Below are 16,357 nucleotides of genomic sequence, written 5' to 3'. Positions count from 1 at the left end.
GATAAGTGCGAACGGTATTTCTAGAGATACCTAAATCTCGCGCGATGCAGCGGATGCTTTGCCCTTGCTGATGTAAAACGTGTATTTCCACTAGTTGCTCCTGATTGATCATAATCCGCCGCTTTGTCCATTTTACGAACGGATAGTTTGCCTCAGGTGGGTCAATTTTAAATCGGCGTTAGTGGGTCATTTTTACATCGGCGCTGACAATGTGTCTACATATAATTCATCTTCAGATGAAATTTGTGGTTTTTGTTGCCAAAAATGGTGCATTGTATCGATATTTGTAAATGATTTTTTTGTGGGTTCTATTTTGAATTAAGAAGGTATGGAATTTTTATTATTAGTTAGTGGCTTGTTTTATATGAAATTGGAAAGTGTTTCTTAGCGGAGTGGAGCAAAGACCGCTATTAGCGGTCTTCCGAGTTGAAGTGATGTATTGTAGATAAGGGTTTAGTAGCCTTTTTTACGGTTTCTACTCTCACTTTGAACTGAACGATAGAATTTACCGAGTTGCTTATCATTGCTTCTTCTTTCTGCTAAAGAAGCACTGTTTCGCGCTTGTTCTCGCATAAGCTTGAAGTAGTTATCTACACGTCTAGCATCGATAGCATCATTTTCAAGAGCAGTGCGGATCGCACACCCTGGTTCATTGGTATGTTGGCAATCACCAAATCGACATTGCTCAACCAATAACTCAACATCACTGAATGTCTCCGCTAAACCAACCTCACTAGCGGTGAGCTGTATTTCCCGCATTCCAGGAGTATCAAGTAACAAGCCACCTTCTGGCATTTTGTGAATAGAGCGAGATGTAGTGGTATGACGGCCTTTACTATCATCTTCACGAATTGCTCCTGTCACCTGCACGTGGTTGTTCATCAGACTATTGACTAATGTTGACTTACCGACACCGGAAGAGCCCATAAAGGCGATAGTTTGTCCCTTACCACACCAAGAGCGCAGTCCTTGAAGTGTACTACTCTCTAACGCGTTTACGGTTTCAATGAGTAAGAAAGGATCGAGCTCTTGGACTTGTTGTCGTTTAGGGTCCGCATCGTCACAAAGATCGGATTTGGTTAAGACGATAACAGCCTCCGCTTGCGCTTCATTCACGAGTGTGAGGTAGCGCTCTATGCGGCTCAAATTAAAATCGTCATTGAGTGAACAAACAATGAAAACCGTATCTACGTTGGCGGCAATGAACTGTTCATCCACTTTAGAGCCAGGTGCTTTGCGACGAAACAAGGAGCGACGTTCGAGTAAGCGGAGGAATCGATGTTGTTCGTCCAGTAAAATCCAATCACCGACGGTCATCTGAGGATAGTGAACATGAGGTTCCAGATGGAACTCTTGTTGTTCGGTGCAGACGACATATCCACTGCGATAATACGGCCAAGGACGATACCGTCGTATTCATCTAATGTCAGTTGCTGTTGAAAGAAGGTTTTCCAACCTAGTTCGTTTAGTGAGATTGGGTGGGTAAAAATAGAGCTCATGTTAGTACCTAAAAATATACAAAATATGTAATTTTAAATAGGGTCAGGTACTTACTGATGTAAGTGTGGTGCAGGCTGCACTATGACCCCGGTAAAAGAACACCGGGTAAAGTATGGTATCTCATCGTCAAATGAGAAGGTGATTTACTGCGTATCGAGCCTTACCTAGCCAACTTTACCAAGTGGGTATGCACAACAATCATCAAATTCCTCCAAAGCGCGTATGGTTTTGACTGTTTGGGATAATAACACTACTTCGAATAAAGGTCAGTATCAGGCAAACAAGGGGGATGCAAAAGGAAAGGTATTAACCCATCAATAAGCAGAAATCCCCGCGACTCAGCGATGGCTCTCAACCTATTTCAGTACGGGAGAGATGGTAACGCCGTTCTAACCCCGGGATATCACTAGAGGTAAACAATTCATAGAAGAGCTAAAACTGAGTAGCCACCGAAGCAACAAGTATGGTGAGCGAATGTTGATACATTGGGTTGTTGTACTTTGAGCTGACTAGACCAGTAACGTCGATTCGTGGTGGAAAAATTGTCAGAGTAAAAGAATTGAAGCTATTCTTAGGGTGTCTTTTTCTAGAGGATTAGTTATTGATGCTACGTGTAATTTGTACGTTCATAGTGCCTTATGGTTACTTTGTTCAGTGACGAATTTTATTGTTTTCGTATTCAACGATGACGCTACGTACACATTAATAGGGGTAATGAATTATACTTCGAAGCTGATTTTGGAAAACTGTCAACCATGAATTGAACCTATGGTAAAACGATGAATCGAGCCACATTAGTCTTTAGTATTTTGTCCACATTAATTTCATTTAACGCACTATCCGATGAAATTAAATTAACAGGGAGTAATGTTAAAGATGTTTCAGTTAACAACCTTCATCTTGATATTGACGCTTTTGAAAAATCGATGAGTAAACAGGGGCTTATCGTCGAGATGAAACAAAATCAGTTTGAGTTTAGTCGAGGGTATGATGATGGCTTTGTTGGTCCAGCTAGTTTGTTCCAAACCGACAATATAGTGTCTTGCTCTCAGCCTCTGCGTCAAATTACTTCTCTTACAGACTTCAACCAGTTCCCAAATGATCTTAATCCATTTCCTATTTTTGGAATCACATCGCACAACAAACAACCAGTACAAGAGCTAGCTAAAGGCGTCGTTAGACTAGGATTCCGATTGTACGAAGATAGCGCTTTGATGGATGTCTCTGGCTTAGTTAAGCTACAAGATAAAAGTAACGAAATGATCCTCTCGTCAATTGAAACTGAATTTGGCAAGCCATCGTTTGTAATTAAGCGCAAAAACGGTTGGAGGGCATTGTATATCAATGACTCTGTGGATGCTCAAGCACTCCAGTTAGAATATGAGAATGCTCTCGACCCTGAAAAAAAGGCGAATTATTTAAACACGACGCTATCAACAGTGTTGTATGGTGTACTACTTGATGCTTCATTTAACAGCGATCTTCCATTGGATATTAAGGGAGATGTATTAGAGTTTTTTATTAGTGAAGACGAAGGGATCATGGTGTTTACTAAATTTATCAACACTGGTAAGTTCATTCAGCGATTCAACACCGAGTTAGAACGCTGTGACTCAGTAGCGGATTAGGAAAGAGAAACCATCACTGAGCAGAAATCACCGCTACTCAGTGATGGCTTTGTTGCTTAATGATGTGCGTGCTTTTTCATTCCTGACATGACTTTTTTCACGGGTACGGTCAATACTTGAACTTCACCATTAGCAAAGGTCAGCTCAACATTAATGGTCTCGCCTTCCTTCATTGGTTTTTCAACGTCTAGCAGCATGATATGCAGACTGCCTGGTTTAAGGATGGTTTGACCATTTGCAGGTACGGTAATGCTCTTCACCTGACGCATTTTCATGACGTCGCCGTCCATAATGACATCGTGCAATTCCACAACCGATGAAGCTTGTGACGCTGCTTTTACAATCACGCGATCTTTATCGCCAGTATTTTCGATGGTTGCAAACACGGCACTGGTGGTCGCGTTTGGTGGGGTCGCACGTGCGTAAGCGTCATTGACGTCAATCGCGGCGTGAGCCAAAGACAGCGGTGCTAGAGTAAGTAGAGGAAGTAGCAATTTGTTGAGCTTCATGGTTTAGTCCATTGTTGTCGTTAGTTTATCCCTGAGCATTGATGCGCTTAATAGCTTCAACGATAGGTGCAGGAGTCAAAGTGTGTGGCACTTTTTCAATCAGCGTGCCATCTGGGGTTAGGAAATAGAAATATGAGCTATGGTCGAGGGTGTACCCCAATTTGGAGTCTTCCAACTCTGTTTTACGAAAGATGACCCCATATTTGTGAGCGAGCGGTGTAGTGACTTCTAAAGGGGCAGACAGCCCCTCAATCATAGGGTGAAAATATTGCGCATATTCCGCGGAGGCCTCTGCTGCGTCTCGTTCTGGGTCAAGGGAGACAAACATAGGTCTGAGTGTCTGTTTGGTTTCATCGTCAATTTGATTCAAGGCTCCTGCGAGCATGGCGAGTGAGGTCGGACAGACATCGGGACAGCGAGTAAACCCAAAATACACGATGCGGGTACGAGGGTCGGTTTGGTCGAAGATAGGGACGGGCTTACCGTCTTTCCCAAATAGTATGGACTCTGAAACTTGCGCTAACTGTTCTAGTTGTGCTTGATGCAAAAGTGACTCGTTATGCTTATCAACCAGTAACTTTGCACCAAAACCCAAGGCAAATGAACCTACTACTGCGCCGAACCAGAGTTTTTTCATCGTGCTGTCATCCTTAGTGCTGCTTTAATATCTGTCTCACCATTAGAAATGGTGCCATACCATGTCATCGAATCTTCCGCACAGACTGGCAAAGTGATTTCACCTTGGTAGACATCAGGTTTGATCATCTCCAATTGATACTTAACCTCGCCCATATTCATCTCTTTTCCTTGCAATGAGATATTCAAATTCGGCGCTTCAGACTCGGGCCAAAACACTTCAACGGTTATAGGCGTCAGAGGTGTGACGCGCCGAGAATCTACTTTCATTTTAACCCCTTCCTGTTCACAGACTTGCTGGGAAAGCATGCAGTAATCAGAGAGGTCTACGTCAGAAGACGGTTGGTGTTTGAGCAGATTAGGAATAAAGAAACCTGTGCCTAATGCGAGAGCGACAAATAGGACTTTTACTTTATTGTTCAAATTGTTAATGCCCCAAATATAAATGTAATCGCATCCTAACATATTTTTGAAATTGGGCTGTGCGATGTTCCAAACTTTTACTAGACGTCCCCACACAATGCGAGACTACGCATTGTGCCTTACTCGTTGTACAGCGCACTAAATTGGTTGTAGCGCTCGCGATTCAATCCTTTGTCGCTATACCCTGTGCGTGATTGAGAGCGATAGTGCAGCAAGCCGTTATCAGTGTCGAAATACAGTTCAACATCATCTTTGTACTTCATCGTTGGTGTGGTGAAGACCACATGCATATAGTCGTGGTCATTCTCTACAATTTTGTTGCCACCCATTGTGTTGAGAACCGAGACGACTTTCTGTTTGGTTGAATCGAGGTCTGTGAAAGGGAGCGCTGCCACCGCTTTTTCTGGGTCATCCGTTTGTGAAGAAACCGCATTAGGGGTTGAAGGCATTGGTGCAAATTTTCCTTCATGGATGCCAAGATAAGAAGGCATAGTATTGTTCTTGTAAAACATGTACCCCACGAGTACAACCAGCAGTGTGACAATGATTTTTGTGATCATGAAAGTTCCTTTTAAATTGCTCAGTCATGAGAGAGCTTTGAGTGAGTATAATCCAACAATGGTTAGTACGCAGGATTTAGCTTTTGCGGTTAACCCTTTGAAATCACGTGGAGTTCGGTATACCCCGTTGTTGGGTCTAGCTCACGTTGAAATACCAATTGAGGATAACAATGCACAATGAGCTCTGCGGTTGTATCAACGATGCATTCTTCTAACAGGTGCCCTCCCAGTACATTGCCTTTACTGTCAGCAACAGAAATGTGTACATGTTGATGGTCTGCAGTCAGTGTTCCCATCAAAGAGACAATTTCAAACGGCTCAGTGCGTTTAAGCGTGTGCTCTGCACCTGCTAAACGCAAAGAGATTTGTGATAGACAGCCTACGCATGAGGCAATAGAGCCCGCTTGAATTTGGTGCTTCGCAACTAGTGTGTGTAGCGCTCGTTTCAAGTCGGTTCCGCGAGTGAGGCGCACAACAATAGGTGTTATCGACATTGTGTTGTCCGTGAGTGGTAAACTCCTTATGTTACCGCTATTGATTCTAAGAGTTAATATTGTGTTCACAGAAATAATAAATATTAGAGTAAAACACCCAAATTAGGTCTATGGTTATAGGTCAATCAGTAATATGAGTAACTTTATGTACCCTTTCTTCCGGTTGGCGAAAACGATAATTCAGTCAAAAAAGCAGCCAACACTTGCCTACACACAACAAGATGAAATCCAATTTCGCTGCCACCCATGGGATATCGATCTGTTTCTTGAGCTCAACAATGGCCGCATACTCACATTGTATGATCTTGGACGTACAGCGTTGTCAGTCAAATGTGGCTTGATGTCGACACTAAAGAAAAAACGTTGGGGACTAGTCGTTGCAGGCAGCTCAGTCCGTTATCGAAAGCGCATCCACATGTTTGATAAAATCACCATGAAAACCCAATGCGTCGCAACAGATGACAAGTGGTTTTACCTCGAACAGTCTATGTGGGTGAAAGGCGAGCCTTGCTCATCGGTTTTGATTCGAGCAGGTGTCACATCAAAGCAAGGCATCGTTGCTCCGCTTGAAGTAGTGGATGCCGCAGGTGTAAGCCCTGCAGACAACGAAACGCCACAATGGGTACAGGAATGGGTCGACTCTGAGCAGCATCGACCTTGGCCGCCATCTAATGTGGCTTAATTTATTGAATAACAATAAAAAGACCAGCATTTTGATACTGGTCTTGTTCATTAACTGGCATCGGGTTGCCTTTCTGGTTCTGCGGCAACAAAAGCAGGATGTTCACGAAGTGTCGAACAAATTGATGCAATGGTTGGAAACGGGCTCAGGTCGACACCAAACCGCTCCGCGTTGTAGACCTGAGGGACTAGACAAACATCCACTAAGCTGATGCTATCACCGACGCAATACTTTCCGTGCACATCGCTGAGCTTTTTCTCTAGCGCATGAAATCCAAGTTCAATCCAGTGCTGCATCCATTTGGCTTTACTGGTCTCATCAAAGTCAAAGTCTCTACTGAGCTTTTGGATAACGCGTAGATTATTGATGGGATGTAAATCGATAGCGATGTCTTGAGCCAATGCGGTCACGAGGTAACGTTCGCGGCCTGACACGGGCGTTAGTCGCGGATGAGGAAAGTGCTCATCTAAGTAATCTATGATGGTGAGAGACTGATTCAGTACCAGTTTTTCACCGTCAAAATCATTATCGACCAGCGTCGGGACTAACTCGTTGGCATTGAGCTCTGCATACATGGCGTGATGTTGCTCTCCGCCATCTTTAAGCAGATGAATAGGCATGGATAGGTAAGGTAACTGCTTCAGGTTTAAAGCAATTCGTACCCGATAAGAGGCGGACGAGCGCCAATACTCATACAGAACAAATTGAGTCATGGTTAATCCTTGTATGCTTCCACCACCTGTTCAATGGAACCGAAGATGGAGTGGCCGTTTTTATCGAGCATTTCCAACTTAATCGTGTCACCAAAATGCATAAACGATGTGCTTGGTTTACCATCTCTTATGGTCTCTATCATGCGCCGCTCTGCAATGCATGAATAGCCGACGCCGCCTTCTTCGATAGAGGTGCCATATTCTGTCCCTTGCTTATTAGAAACCGTGCCAGAGCCAACGATAGTGCCAGCTGACAAAGGACGAGTCTTAGCGGCATGAGCAACCAGTTGGGCAAAGTCGAATGTCATGTCGATCCCAGCATTAGGGTGACCGAAAGGTTCACGGTTGTAGACAGAAACAAGCGGTAAATGCACTTTGTTGTCTTGCCACGCCTCTGATAATTCATCCGGCGTGACTGCAACGGGAGAGAACGCCGAGGATGGTTTCGATTGAAAGAAACCAAACCCTTTAGCGAGCTCTTGTGGGATAAGGCCGCGAAGCGAAACATCATTGACCAGCATCAGCAATTGAATTGCGTCAGAGGCTTGTGCAGTCGAGCAACCCATAGGGACATCGCCGGTCACAACCGCAACTTCGCCTTCAAAGTCTATGCCCCATTGTTCGCTTTCCATGACGATAGGATCTCTCGGGGCGAGAAAAGTGTCTGAACCACCTTGGTACATTAACGGATCAGTCCAAAAGCTGTCTGGTATTTCTGCTCCGCGGGCTTTACGAACAAGTTCGACATGATTGACATAGGCTGACCCATCCGCCCATTGATAGGCCCTTGGCAATGGTGATTCGCACTGGTTTTGGTGAAATGGCATCGCTTGGAGCAAGATCCCTTGGTTGAGTCCCAAGTACACCTCTTCCAATAGAGGTTTGGTCTGTTGCCAGTTGTCGAGTGCGAATTGCAATGTATTCGCGATATCAGGCACCGTAATACATTGTGATAAGTCACGGCTCACGACCACGAGTTGGCCGTCACGAGAGGTGTCTTTTAATGTGGCTAACTTCATATTATTTTCCTGTTTTCCAGCTATAGACGTACTGGTTATTTTCAACGTTTGCCGCTTCTGGACTATGATGCAGTGCGTTACGGGTATCGATCATCACTGCCACTTCATCAGTAAAGGTTTTCTTGGCTTCTCTTCCGGCTTGGAAAGCTTTCGGGTGTGGTCCATGAGTAAAGCCTGCTGGGTGGAACGTCATCATCCCCGCTTCAATATTGTCACGGCTAAAGAAATCGCCCGCGTGATAGAACAGCACTTCGTCGTAATCATCGTTGTTGTGATAAAACGGTACTTTCAGCGCACCGGGGTCGGTTTCAATCGGTCTAGGGACAAAAGTACAGACCACAAAGCCGTTTCCAACAAAGGTGGTGTGTGCTGAAGGAGGAAGGTGATAACGGTGCGACATCAAAGGTCTAATATCACGCCAGTTGAGTTTCAGCACTGACAAATCACCGTGCCAGCCTATTGCATCCAGAGGGTTGAACGGATAGGTGATGACATTCACTTTTCCACCACGTTTCAACTGTACTTGAGTTTGATTTTCGCTGTATTGAGCTTTGAACTTGTCGTTAATGGCTGGTGGCTCAAGAACCGCAGGATCGAACACCGCGTGTTGACCGACGATGCCCTTGTCAGGCAACGCATAAGCCGACCCTGTGTTTTCGATCATCAATAAGAACATCGGACTATGCGGTTCTAAGCGCCAATTAGTGGAGCGGGGAATCAGGACGTAATCCCCGTCAGAGACCTCTAGATGACCATAGTCGCAATATAGATCAGCGCTGCCTTGATGAATAAACAACAGCTCATCCCCATCAGCATTACGAACGAGGTGGGACATGGTGTCTTGCAGCCGCCAGACTCGAATTTTACATTCGTTATTTTCCAGTACGATGGGTATCGACCATGGTGATGTTTGCTGCGCACCCTCTATATTGTTGAGGTTAAAAGCACGCGGCTTGAGCTCGCCTTCCCACTCTGTCCAGCCAGTAGGAGCATGTTGGTGATGGAAGTGGGTGGCAGGACCAAAGAAACCCTCTCGACCCGCCTCCCGCTCGTAGATGGCTTCTTCAGGAAAATCGGCGTGCGCCTGTTTGGAGTAAGTTCCCTCTCTGTGAGGGAACGTTGGCCATTTACGCATCATTAAGTACCCCACGACGAATTTGGTCTTCTTCAATGGACTCAAACAGCGCTTTAAAGTTACCCTCGCCAAACCCTTCATTGCCTTTGCGCTGAATGATTTCAAAGAACACTGGGCCAATAACGGTTTGCGTAAAGATCTGCAACAAGATGCCATCTTTCATTGGAGCGCCATCGATGAGGATTCTCAAGTCTTGGAGGCGGTCAACATCTTCGCCGTGGCCTACCACACGGTCGTTAACCTTCTCGTAATAGGTATCAGGTGTTGGCATAAAGTCCATCCCACGCTCGCGAAGCGTTTGTACTGTTTGGTAGATATCATCGGTTGTCAGAGCGATGTGCTGAATCCCTTCACCGTTGTACTCACGAATAAACTCTTCAATTTGTGATTTATCGTCAGAGGACTCATTAATTGGAATTCGGATTTTTCCGCAAGGCGCGGTCATAGCTCGGCTAACCAGCCCCGTCAGTTTACCTTCAATGTCGAAGTAACGAATTTCTCTGAAGTTGCCAATACGCTCGTAGAATCCTGACCACACATCCATGTGTCCTTGCTTAACATTATGGGTCAGGTGGTCAAGTTCGTATAAACCCACGTCTTGTTCAGCTAATCGCTTGTCGGCGTCGGGATAGAATTTGAAATCAACATCGTAAATACTGCTGCTGCCATAACGGTCGACAAAATACAGCAAGCTCTCGCCGATGCCATAGATGGCGGGAATACTGAGTTCCATTGGACCAATTTCGGTCACATATTGTTGACCACCATTTTCCAAAGCGTGAGCCATGGCTTTACCTGCATCCTCTACTCGAAATGCCATACCACATACAGAAGGGCCGTGCACTCGGGCGAATGCCTCTGCTTGGCTGTGAGGCTGAGCATTGACGATAAAGTTAACGTCACCTTGGCGATATAGCCATGCTTCTTTCGAGCGATGTTTAGCAATTTCAGCGAACCCTAAGGAGTCGAAAAGACGTTTGAGATCGTTGATGCCGTTGTCGTCTGCTGCGGTGTATTCCACAAACTCAAAGCCGTCGGTGCCGAGAGGGTTAAAATTGATGCTCATGTCAGTTTCCTTTTCCTTTTGATAGTCATTGCGCTCCTTTTGTGGTGAGGAGCTTTCTATTGGTATAGCGCGGTTCCTATATAAAATTTGGCTAATTAGTGAAGAAAAAGAAACTGGTTCAACGATTTAGTGGAAAAGGGCGGTGAGGTTTGTTTTTGTAACATTTTTGCTACAAAGAGGTTTTTATGGTTGAGGTGAACGCTGGGCGTAAAATTAACTAATTGAAAAATAAGAGTGGATTCGGTGGCCTGTGAGAGGGTTCACAATGTGCTACAGAGTGTAAATTTCGGCTAAAAACAGTACAGCACGCTTTACGCACACTGGCGTTTGCTTCAATACTCAATAAAACGGAGCTAAGTAGCTCCGTTTTTGGTGAGTGGGGGCGTTATTAAGCCAGCTTAAGAGTTTCACTACTCAAGCGGTTCATATAGCCATTAACAGCAAAGGCCAGTCCCCCGACAGCGAGAGCCCATAACCAAATTGGCAATACACCCGTTGATAGTGCATAACCAATACAAGTGGCCACGAATACGCCGATGAAACCAGGAATCAAGAAGCTGTGGTTTAGGATGTACTTACCGATTTTTGTTGTTCCAGAGCGGTCAAAAGTGATCGCGGCTAAGTCTGATGGATAGAATGGGAAGAAGTAGTATGCGTAGCAGGCTGGCAGAACACCAATGAGTACCTCAGCGGGAATCCCCAAGGCAAACCCTAGCGGCAACATAATGGTTAATACGGCAGCTTGACTCTTAAGGAACACTGACGAAGCATACATGGCGATGGCAAATGTCCAAGGGTGTGTTTGAACGACATCTTCAACCAAGCTAATGATGTATGGTTTGTTGTGAGCAATAATGGTGTCACTCATCCATGCAATACCAAAGATAATAATGACGGCGCTCATACCAGCAATGAACACGTTGGTATTGACGATTTTTTTCGGATCAACATTGGTCGTCAGCAAGATAATGGCACCCACCGACAACATCAAAAATTGCAGTGCTGTTGACGTACTCACTCCGTCAGGTAGCAGTCCTAGGTCCTTACCAAACATCGCAACGCAGATAACGGTCAGAATACCCAGCAAAAAGACGGTCAATCCACGTTTGGCTTTTTTATCTTCTTGTTGTCCAGCCGCGCCGCTACTTGCTTCACTGGTATCAATCAATTGCGCTTTAAACTTTGGATCTTTACAGCGTTCTAAAAACTCAGGGTCGTCGTTAAGATCTTTACCACGCTTAAGACTCCACGTTGCCGCGATAAGAACACCGGTAAGCGTCGCTGGAATAGTGACGAGTAGAACTTGACCCAATGTAATGTCTAAATTGTTGGTGGCCGCGGTTGCCATAACCACAGCGGCGGCGGCGGCAATAGGACTTGCAGTAATTCCCATCTGTGAGGCAATCGTAGAGATGGCCATTGGTCGTTCTGGGCGAATTCCACGCTTAATACTTACGTCATAAATAACGGGAAGTAGAGGGTAAACCGAGTGACCAGTGCCGACTAATACAGTGAGCGAGTAGGTACAAAGTGGACCGAGGAAAACCACTTTAGATGGGTGCTTTCGTAGTAAAATTTCAGCGTACTTTACTAAGAGTTTAAGGCCACCTGTGGCTTCCAATGTAGCGGAAGCGGCAACCACAGCGAGGATAATCAGCATAACACCGATGGGCGGTTGTCCCGGTGCGATACCAAAGAAGAAGCTTAGAATAGAGACCCCAAGTCCGCCTAGCAAACCAAAGGCAATGCCTCCATAACGTATACCAACAAATATCACTGCCAAAAGTAGTAGCATATGAACATAAAACATAACAACTCCTCTCTTTATAACGATAGAGTTATAATGCGCATCAATGAAAGACCAAGTACTGATCTGGGTAGGAAAAAGCTTGCATAATCCAACAAGAGTGTAAATTTCGCTAGTGGGTCACATTGTTGCGAGTTTGTTCATACGGAAGAAAAAAGGAGCTCGAATGAGCTCCTTTAGACAGAATGATGCCGTTAGGCAACGATGTCTTGATCGTCGTCTTCGTCGGCCCCGATAAACCCACCAGTTTGGTGAGCCCATAACTGCGCGTAAATACCACCATGGCTGATGAGTTCCTGGTGAGAGCCTTCTTCAATGACTTCACCTTTATCCAGCACAATCAAACGATCCATCGCGGCAATCGTGGACAGTCGGTGGGCAATGGCGATCACCGTTTTGCCTTCCATCAACTCGTTAAGACTTTCCTGAATGGCTGCTTCTACTTCAGAATCGAGTGCCGATGTAGCTTCGTCCAGAATCAGAATCGGTGCGTTTTTTAGCAATACACGTGAAATAGCAATACGCTGTCTTTGTCCTCCAGACAATTTCACGCCTCGCTCACCTACTTGAGCATCGTAACCTACATTACCAAACGGGTCGGTCAAGGTATCAATGAACTCATGAGCGTGCGCTTGTCGCGTCGCCGCTAGCAGCTCCTCTTCGCTGGCATCAGGCTTACCATATAAAATGTTGTCTCGAATTGAGCGGTGTAACAGCGAGGTATCTTGCGTTACCATGCCGATCTTACTGCGCAACGAATCCTGAGTCACTTTATCAATGGGTTGTCCGTCAATACGAATACTGCCACCTTCAACATCATGGAAGCGCAGTAGCAAGTTGACTAAGGTGGATTTACCTGCGCCAGAACGACCGACTAAGCCAACTTTCTCGCCCGGCTTGATATTTAGGTTTAAATGACTAATCACACCTTTGTTCTCACCATAGTGGAAACTGACATCATCAAACTCAATACCGCCTTGCTCAACCTTAATAGGTTTTGCGTTGGGTTCGTCTTGAATCGCGATAGGTTTTGATAAGGTTTTAATACCATCAACCACCGTGCCCATGTTTTCAAACAGTGCGCCGACTTCCCACATGATCCACATCGACATACCATTAATACGCAACGCTAAACTGATGGCGATAGCAATAGAGCCCACGGTAATGGCACTGTCCATCCATAAAGAAATGGAAATAGCTGCGATAGAGAACAGCAGAATATAGTTGGCTAATTGAACCGAAACATCAAATCCTGTGACTAGGCGCATCTGACGATGGACCGTATCTAAGAAGCCTTCCATACCCTCTTCGGCGTATTCTGTTTCACGACGACTGTGAGAAAACAGTTTGACCGTAGAAATATTGGTGTAACTGTCGACAATGCGTCCTGTCATCAAAGAACGCGCATCGGCCTGTTCTGATGCCACTTTTTTGAGTCTTGGTACAAAGTAAATCTGAATACCAATGTACGCCAAAAGCCAAAACAGCATTGGTAACATTAGACGCAGGTCGGCTTGAGCCAAAATGACCAGCATGGAAGTAAAGTAAACGGACACGTAAATAAAGACGTCGGCTGTTTTCATTACTGTCTCACGCACTGCAAGTGCGGTTTGCATGACTTTCGTCGCAACCCGTCCTGCAAAGTCATCCTGATAAAATGACAAGCTTTGCTTAAGCAAATAACGATGTGCTTGCCAGCGAATCGACATCGGGTAGTTACCCAGCAAGGTCTGGTGAGTAATTAATGAGTACACCAAGATTAAAGCGGGCATTACAAACAGTACCACCAGACCCAACCACATTAGTGTTGAACCATTTTCATCCATAAAGGTTTCAGGATTACTTGAAGTCAACCAGTCGACGAGTTCGCCCATAAACCCAAACAGTGCAACCTCAATGATGGCAACCGTAGTACTTAGCAGTGCCATAATCAGTAATGGTTTTTCGAAACCACGCGTGTAGTGCCGACAAAACGCAAAAATGCCCTCTGGTGATTGCTCGGGTTCTTGCTTTGGAAAAGCTTCTGTGAAATTTTCAAAGCGTTTAAACATGATTCACCTAAATCGTTAGAAAACCCAACTTTTGAAGTTATTTTATGGCTTTCGAGAAGAGATAAAAAATCCTCCAATCCGAGGATAAGAGTAATAATAAGAACAAATTAATAATGTAATTTTACATAGCGAAAGGTCCATTTCGCGGGTTAGAACAACAGAAAGAAACCTGAAAATTCAGATATGAAACAGTGTATAACCTTTAACCAAACTGCTCAACAATTGTAGCAATTTAACAGCAGAATATTGGCTGTAACTCTCACCTTATCGTTCCCTTATTCCGCTGATGAAAACAGGTTTCTTCGAAACTAAGCAGTAATTATTACTGTATTACTGGAAAATATCAGTAATTAATGGTGCGGGGGAAACAAAAAAACATGGCATTCAGTAAATTAATATTTAACACATTATTTACAATCTAAGAATTGTTGCACAAAAAGTAGTGAAGTGGGGCCCTTATGAGTCACGGAATGATAGCGAGTATCGAATCAACAGAATCGGCGCGTTTTGGTCAATCGGTTCAAAATGCCAATTGTGTGGTAATGGTGCCACCGAAAGAGTTTGGTTTTAATGCACAGACGGCTGCAGATAACGAATTTCAACACCAAGTTACCCTGGATGCCAAGTCGGTGAAACACAATGCAATGACAGAATTTAAAGCAATGGTGGCAGGGTTGCGCCGGGCGGGCATTCAAGTCGTTGAGTTTGACTACCCATTAGACGCGAGTGAAACACCAGACGCGGTCTTTCCCAACAATTGGTTTAGTACCACTCATGAAGGCGCATTTTATACTTTTCCAATGGCTTGTAACAACCGCCAGCAAGAGGTGAGACCTCAAGCATTGATTGATAGCCTAACCGCCGCAGGAAGGAAAGTGGTCGCGGTGGATTCCTTGACCAAATATTTGGATCAAGGGGCTTTTCTTGAAAGCACGGGAGTGATGGTTAAAGATCACGTCAACAAAACGATTTATGCGGCGCTTTCTCAACGATGCGAGCGTGAAGCTCTTGAAGATTATGCAAGACGTATTGGCTATCATCGAGTCGTGTCATTTCAAACGGCGCTACCATCTGGGCAGCCTATTTACCACACTAATGTCATGATGGCGATTGGTGAGCATTTCGCAGTGATTTGTTCCGAGGTGATTCCCGAGTACGAACGACGATTTGTGGTCAAGTCGTTGGCGAATACAAAACAAGTCATTGATATTACCCTTGAGCAGGTTAATCAGTTTTGCGGCAATATCCTGCAGCTTGAAACAGTCAATGGTGACAAGGTGATCGCCATGTCACAATCCGCGTTCGACGCATTCACCCCGGCACAAAAGCAGCAACTGTCTACTCATGGCAAGTTGCTTCCCTTTGATGTTTCTACCATTGAAAACATTGGTGGAGGTAGCGTGAGATGCATGTTGGGAGAGGTGTTCTTACCGGCACGAGTACAATCGCTGTAAGAGGTTTACCACGGCAACTCAAAAGACATCAGCCGCATGCTCAAAAAGCAGCGGCTGTTATCGTTTCAACGCTGTCTGAGCTTATCCGCGAGAATGACGTCCGCGCGATGCGCGGCTTTTGAACGCTGAAGCCGCCTTTGCTTGAGACTTCAAAATGGAATCAACAGTCAGTGGCATTGGTTCTTTAGGTTCTAATCCATGAGGAAACGTGCGTGCACGAGGCGGTAGATCGTATTCTTCTGCAGAGGCAAGAGGCATGCGCTTAAAACGATACATATAGAAATTCTCTAATTTTTCGCGAGCCCACTCAGTCTTTTTGAGGTATTTTACACTGCTTGCAATCGTTGGTTTCGTATGGAAGCAGTTAAAACGCATCGCTGTATCAAGAATGTCCCAGCCATAAAAGTCGACTAGCTCGTTTAGCATTGTTTCTAACTTAAGGCCATGTAACGGGTTATTTTGTTGGAGTTCGATTCTTTCTTCATCTGTCATCATGGTCATTCCTATTTATCAGGTAGATGGCACCGTGATACAACCTAGTTGGCTACGCGGGGTAGACACTAGAAATATTAGTACAAGGTAGCGCTATGGCGGGCGATTCTAGCAGAGTATTATGCCAATACCTAAGCTAATCAATAGTGCTATTTATCAGGTGCACGCTAATGCTGTCATTCGCCGCT

Annotated in this window: 16 protein-coding genes and 1 pseudogene; 3 read left to right on the top strand and 14 right to left on the bottom strand. The window is 45.0% G+C overall.

Annotated features, from left to right (window positions below; genetic code table 11):
• On the bottom strand, positions 1-112 hold a 112-nt coding region (locus VTH8203_RS07860; RefSeq protein WP_158296086.1), incomplete at its 3' end, for a helix-turn-helix domain-containing protein.
• A gap of 341 nt (positions 113-453) precedes the next feature.
• Positions 454-1,499: pseudogene (gene rsgA / locus VTH8203_RS07855) on the bottom strand (ribosome small subunit-dependent GTPase A).
• A 780-nt stretch (positions 1,500-2,279) separates the two neighbouring features.
• Between rsgA and VTH8203_RS07850 the strand changes: the two are divergent.
• Complete coding sequence (locus VTH8203_RS07850; protein WP_096993167.1) at positions 2,280-3,128, top strand: hypothetical protein; 849 nt, start codon at positions 2,280-2,282, stop codon at positions 3,126-3,128.
• A 56-nt stretch (positions 3,129-3,184) separates the two neighbouring features.
• Here VTH8203_RS07850 and VTH8203_RS07845 read toward each other — a convergent pair whose 3' ends face one another.
• The 5 genes from VTH8203_RS07845 to VTH8203_RS07825 form a co-directional block, all read right to left on the bottom strand.
• Complete coding sequence (locus VTH8203_RS07845; RefSeq protein ID WP_096993166.1) at positions 3,185-3,637, bottom strand: copper chaperone PCu(A)C; 453 nt, start codon at positions 3,635-3,637, stop codon at positions 3,185-3,187.
• A gap of 25 nt (positions 3,638-3,662) precedes the next feature.
• The gene (locus VTH8203_RS07840; RefSeq protein ID WP_096993165.1) at positions 3,663-4,274 is read right to left on the bottom strand and encodes an SCO family protein; all 612 of its coding nucleotides are present in this window, start codon (positions 4,272-4,274) and stop codon (positions 3,663-3,665) included.
• Positions 4,271-4,696: a hypothetical protein gene (locus VTH8203_RS07835; RefSeq protein ID WP_158296085.1), complete on the bottom strand. Its 426-nt coding sequence runs from the start codon at positions 4,694-4,696 to the stop codon at positions 4,271-4,273. Before VTH8203_RS07835 ends, VTH8203_RS07840 begins: the two co-directional genes overlap by 4 nt.
• A 119-nt stretch (positions 4,697-4,815) precedes the next feature.
• Positions 4,816-5,256: a DUF1499 domain-containing protein gene (locus VTH8203_RS07830; RefSeq protein ID WP_096993163.1), complete on the bottom strand. Its 441-nt coding sequence runs from the start codon at positions 5,254-5,256 to the stop codon at positions 4,816-4,818.
• Positions 5,257-5,345: 89 nt separating this feature from the next.
• Positions 5,346-5,750, bottom strand: coding sequence for a PPC domain-containing DNA-binding protein (locus tag VTH8203_RS07825; RefSeq protein ID WP_096993162.1), 405 nt, complete (start codon positions 5,748-5,750; stop codon positions 5,346-5,348).
• Between the two features lie 133 nt (positions 5,751-5,883).
• Between VTH8203_RS07825 and VTH8203_RS07820 the strand changes: the two genes are divergently transcribed.
• The gene (locus tag VTH8203_RS07820) at positions 5,884-6,432 is read left to right on the top strand and encodes an acyl-CoA thioesterase (protein ID WP_244181167.1); all 549 of its coding nucleotides are present in this window, start codon (positions 5,884-5,886) and stop codon (positions 6,430-6,432) included.
• Between the two features lie 50 nt (positions 6,433-6,482).
• On the opposite strand, the gene maiA is transcribed toward VTH8203_RS07820, so the two are convergent.
• The 6 genes from maiA to VTH8203_RS07790 all read right to left on the bottom strand — a co-directional run bounded on the left by maiA (position 6,483) and on the right by VTH8203_RS07790 (position 14,223).
• The gene (gene maiA / locus VTH8203_RS07815) at positions 6,483-7,145 is read right to left on the bottom strand and encodes a maleylacetoacetate isomerase (RefSeq protein WP_096993160.1); all 663 of its coding nucleotides are present in this window, start codon (positions 7,143-7,145) and stop codon (positions 6,483-6,485) included.
• Between the two features lie 2 nt (positions 7,146-7,147).
• Positions 7,148-8,164: a fumarylacetoacetate hydrolase family protein gene (locus VTH8203_RS07810; protein WP_096993159.1), complete on the bottom strand. Its 1,017-nt coding sequence runs from the start codon at positions 8,162-8,164 to the stop codon at positions 7,148-7,150.
• Between the two features lies 1 nt (position 8,165).
• Positions 8,166-9,299 carry a homogentisate 1,2-dioxygenase gene (locus VTH8203_RS07805; RefSeq protein ID WP_096993170.1) on the bottom strand — a complete coding sequence of 378 codons (1,134 nt, stop codon included), beginning with the start codon at positions 9,297-9,299 and terminating at the stop codon, positions 8,166-8,168.
• Positions 9,292-10,365 (bottom strand): 4-hydroxyphenylpyruvate dioxygenase, encoded by a 1,074-nt coding sequence (hppD, locus tag VTH8203_RS07800; RefSeq protein ID WP_096444005.1) that lies wholly within the window; start codon positions 10,363-10,365, stop codon positions 9,292-9,294. Before hppD ends, VTH8203_RS07805 begins: the two co-directional genes overlap by 8 nt.
• A gap of 388 nt (positions 10,366-10,753) precedes the next feature.
• Positions 10,754-12,175 carry an anaerobic C4-dicarboxylate transporter gene (locus VTH8203_RS07795; RefSeq protein WP_096993158.1) on the bottom strand — a complete coding sequence of 474 codons (1,422 nt, stop codon included), beginning with the start codon at positions 12,173-12,175 and terminating at the stop codon, positions 10,754-10,756.
• A gap of 191 nt (positions 12,176-12,366) precedes the next feature.
• The gene (locus VTH8203_RS07790; protein ID WP_096993157.1) at positions 12,367-14,223 is read right to left on the bottom strand and encodes an ABC transporter ATP-binding protein; all 1,857 of its coding nucleotides are present in this window, start codon (positions 14,221-14,223) and stop codon (positions 12,367-12,369) included.
• Between the two features lie 458 nt (positions 14,224-14,681).
• Here VTH8203_RS07790 and VTH8203_RS07785 point away from each other — a divergent pair, with 458 nt between their 5' ends.
• Positions 14,682-15,677, top strand: coding sequence for an arginine deiminase-related protein (locus tag VTH8203_RS07785; RefSeq protein WP_244181166.1), 996 nt, complete (start codon positions 14,682-14,684; stop codon positions 15,675-15,677).
• Between the two features lie 81 nt (positions 15,678-15,758).
• On the opposite strand, the gene VTH8203_RS07780 is transcribed toward VTH8203_RS07785, so the two are convergent.
• Positions 15,759-16,172 carry a VF530 family protein gene (locus VTH8203_RS07780; RefSeq protein ID WP_167385798.1) on the bottom strand — a complete coding sequence of 138 codons (414 nt, stop codon included), beginning with the start codon at positions 16,170-16,172 and terminating at the stop codon, positions 15,759-15,761.
• Positions 16,173-16,357 lie beyond the last annotated feature (185 nt).

The organism is Vibrio thalassae, assembly GCF_900089835.1.
GTDB classification, from domain to species: domain Bacteria; phylum Pseudomonadota; class Gammaproteobacteria; order Enterobacterales; family Vibrionaceae; genus Vibrio; species Vibrio thalassae.
This window is presented reverse-complemented; position numbering and strand designations above follow the sequence as displayed.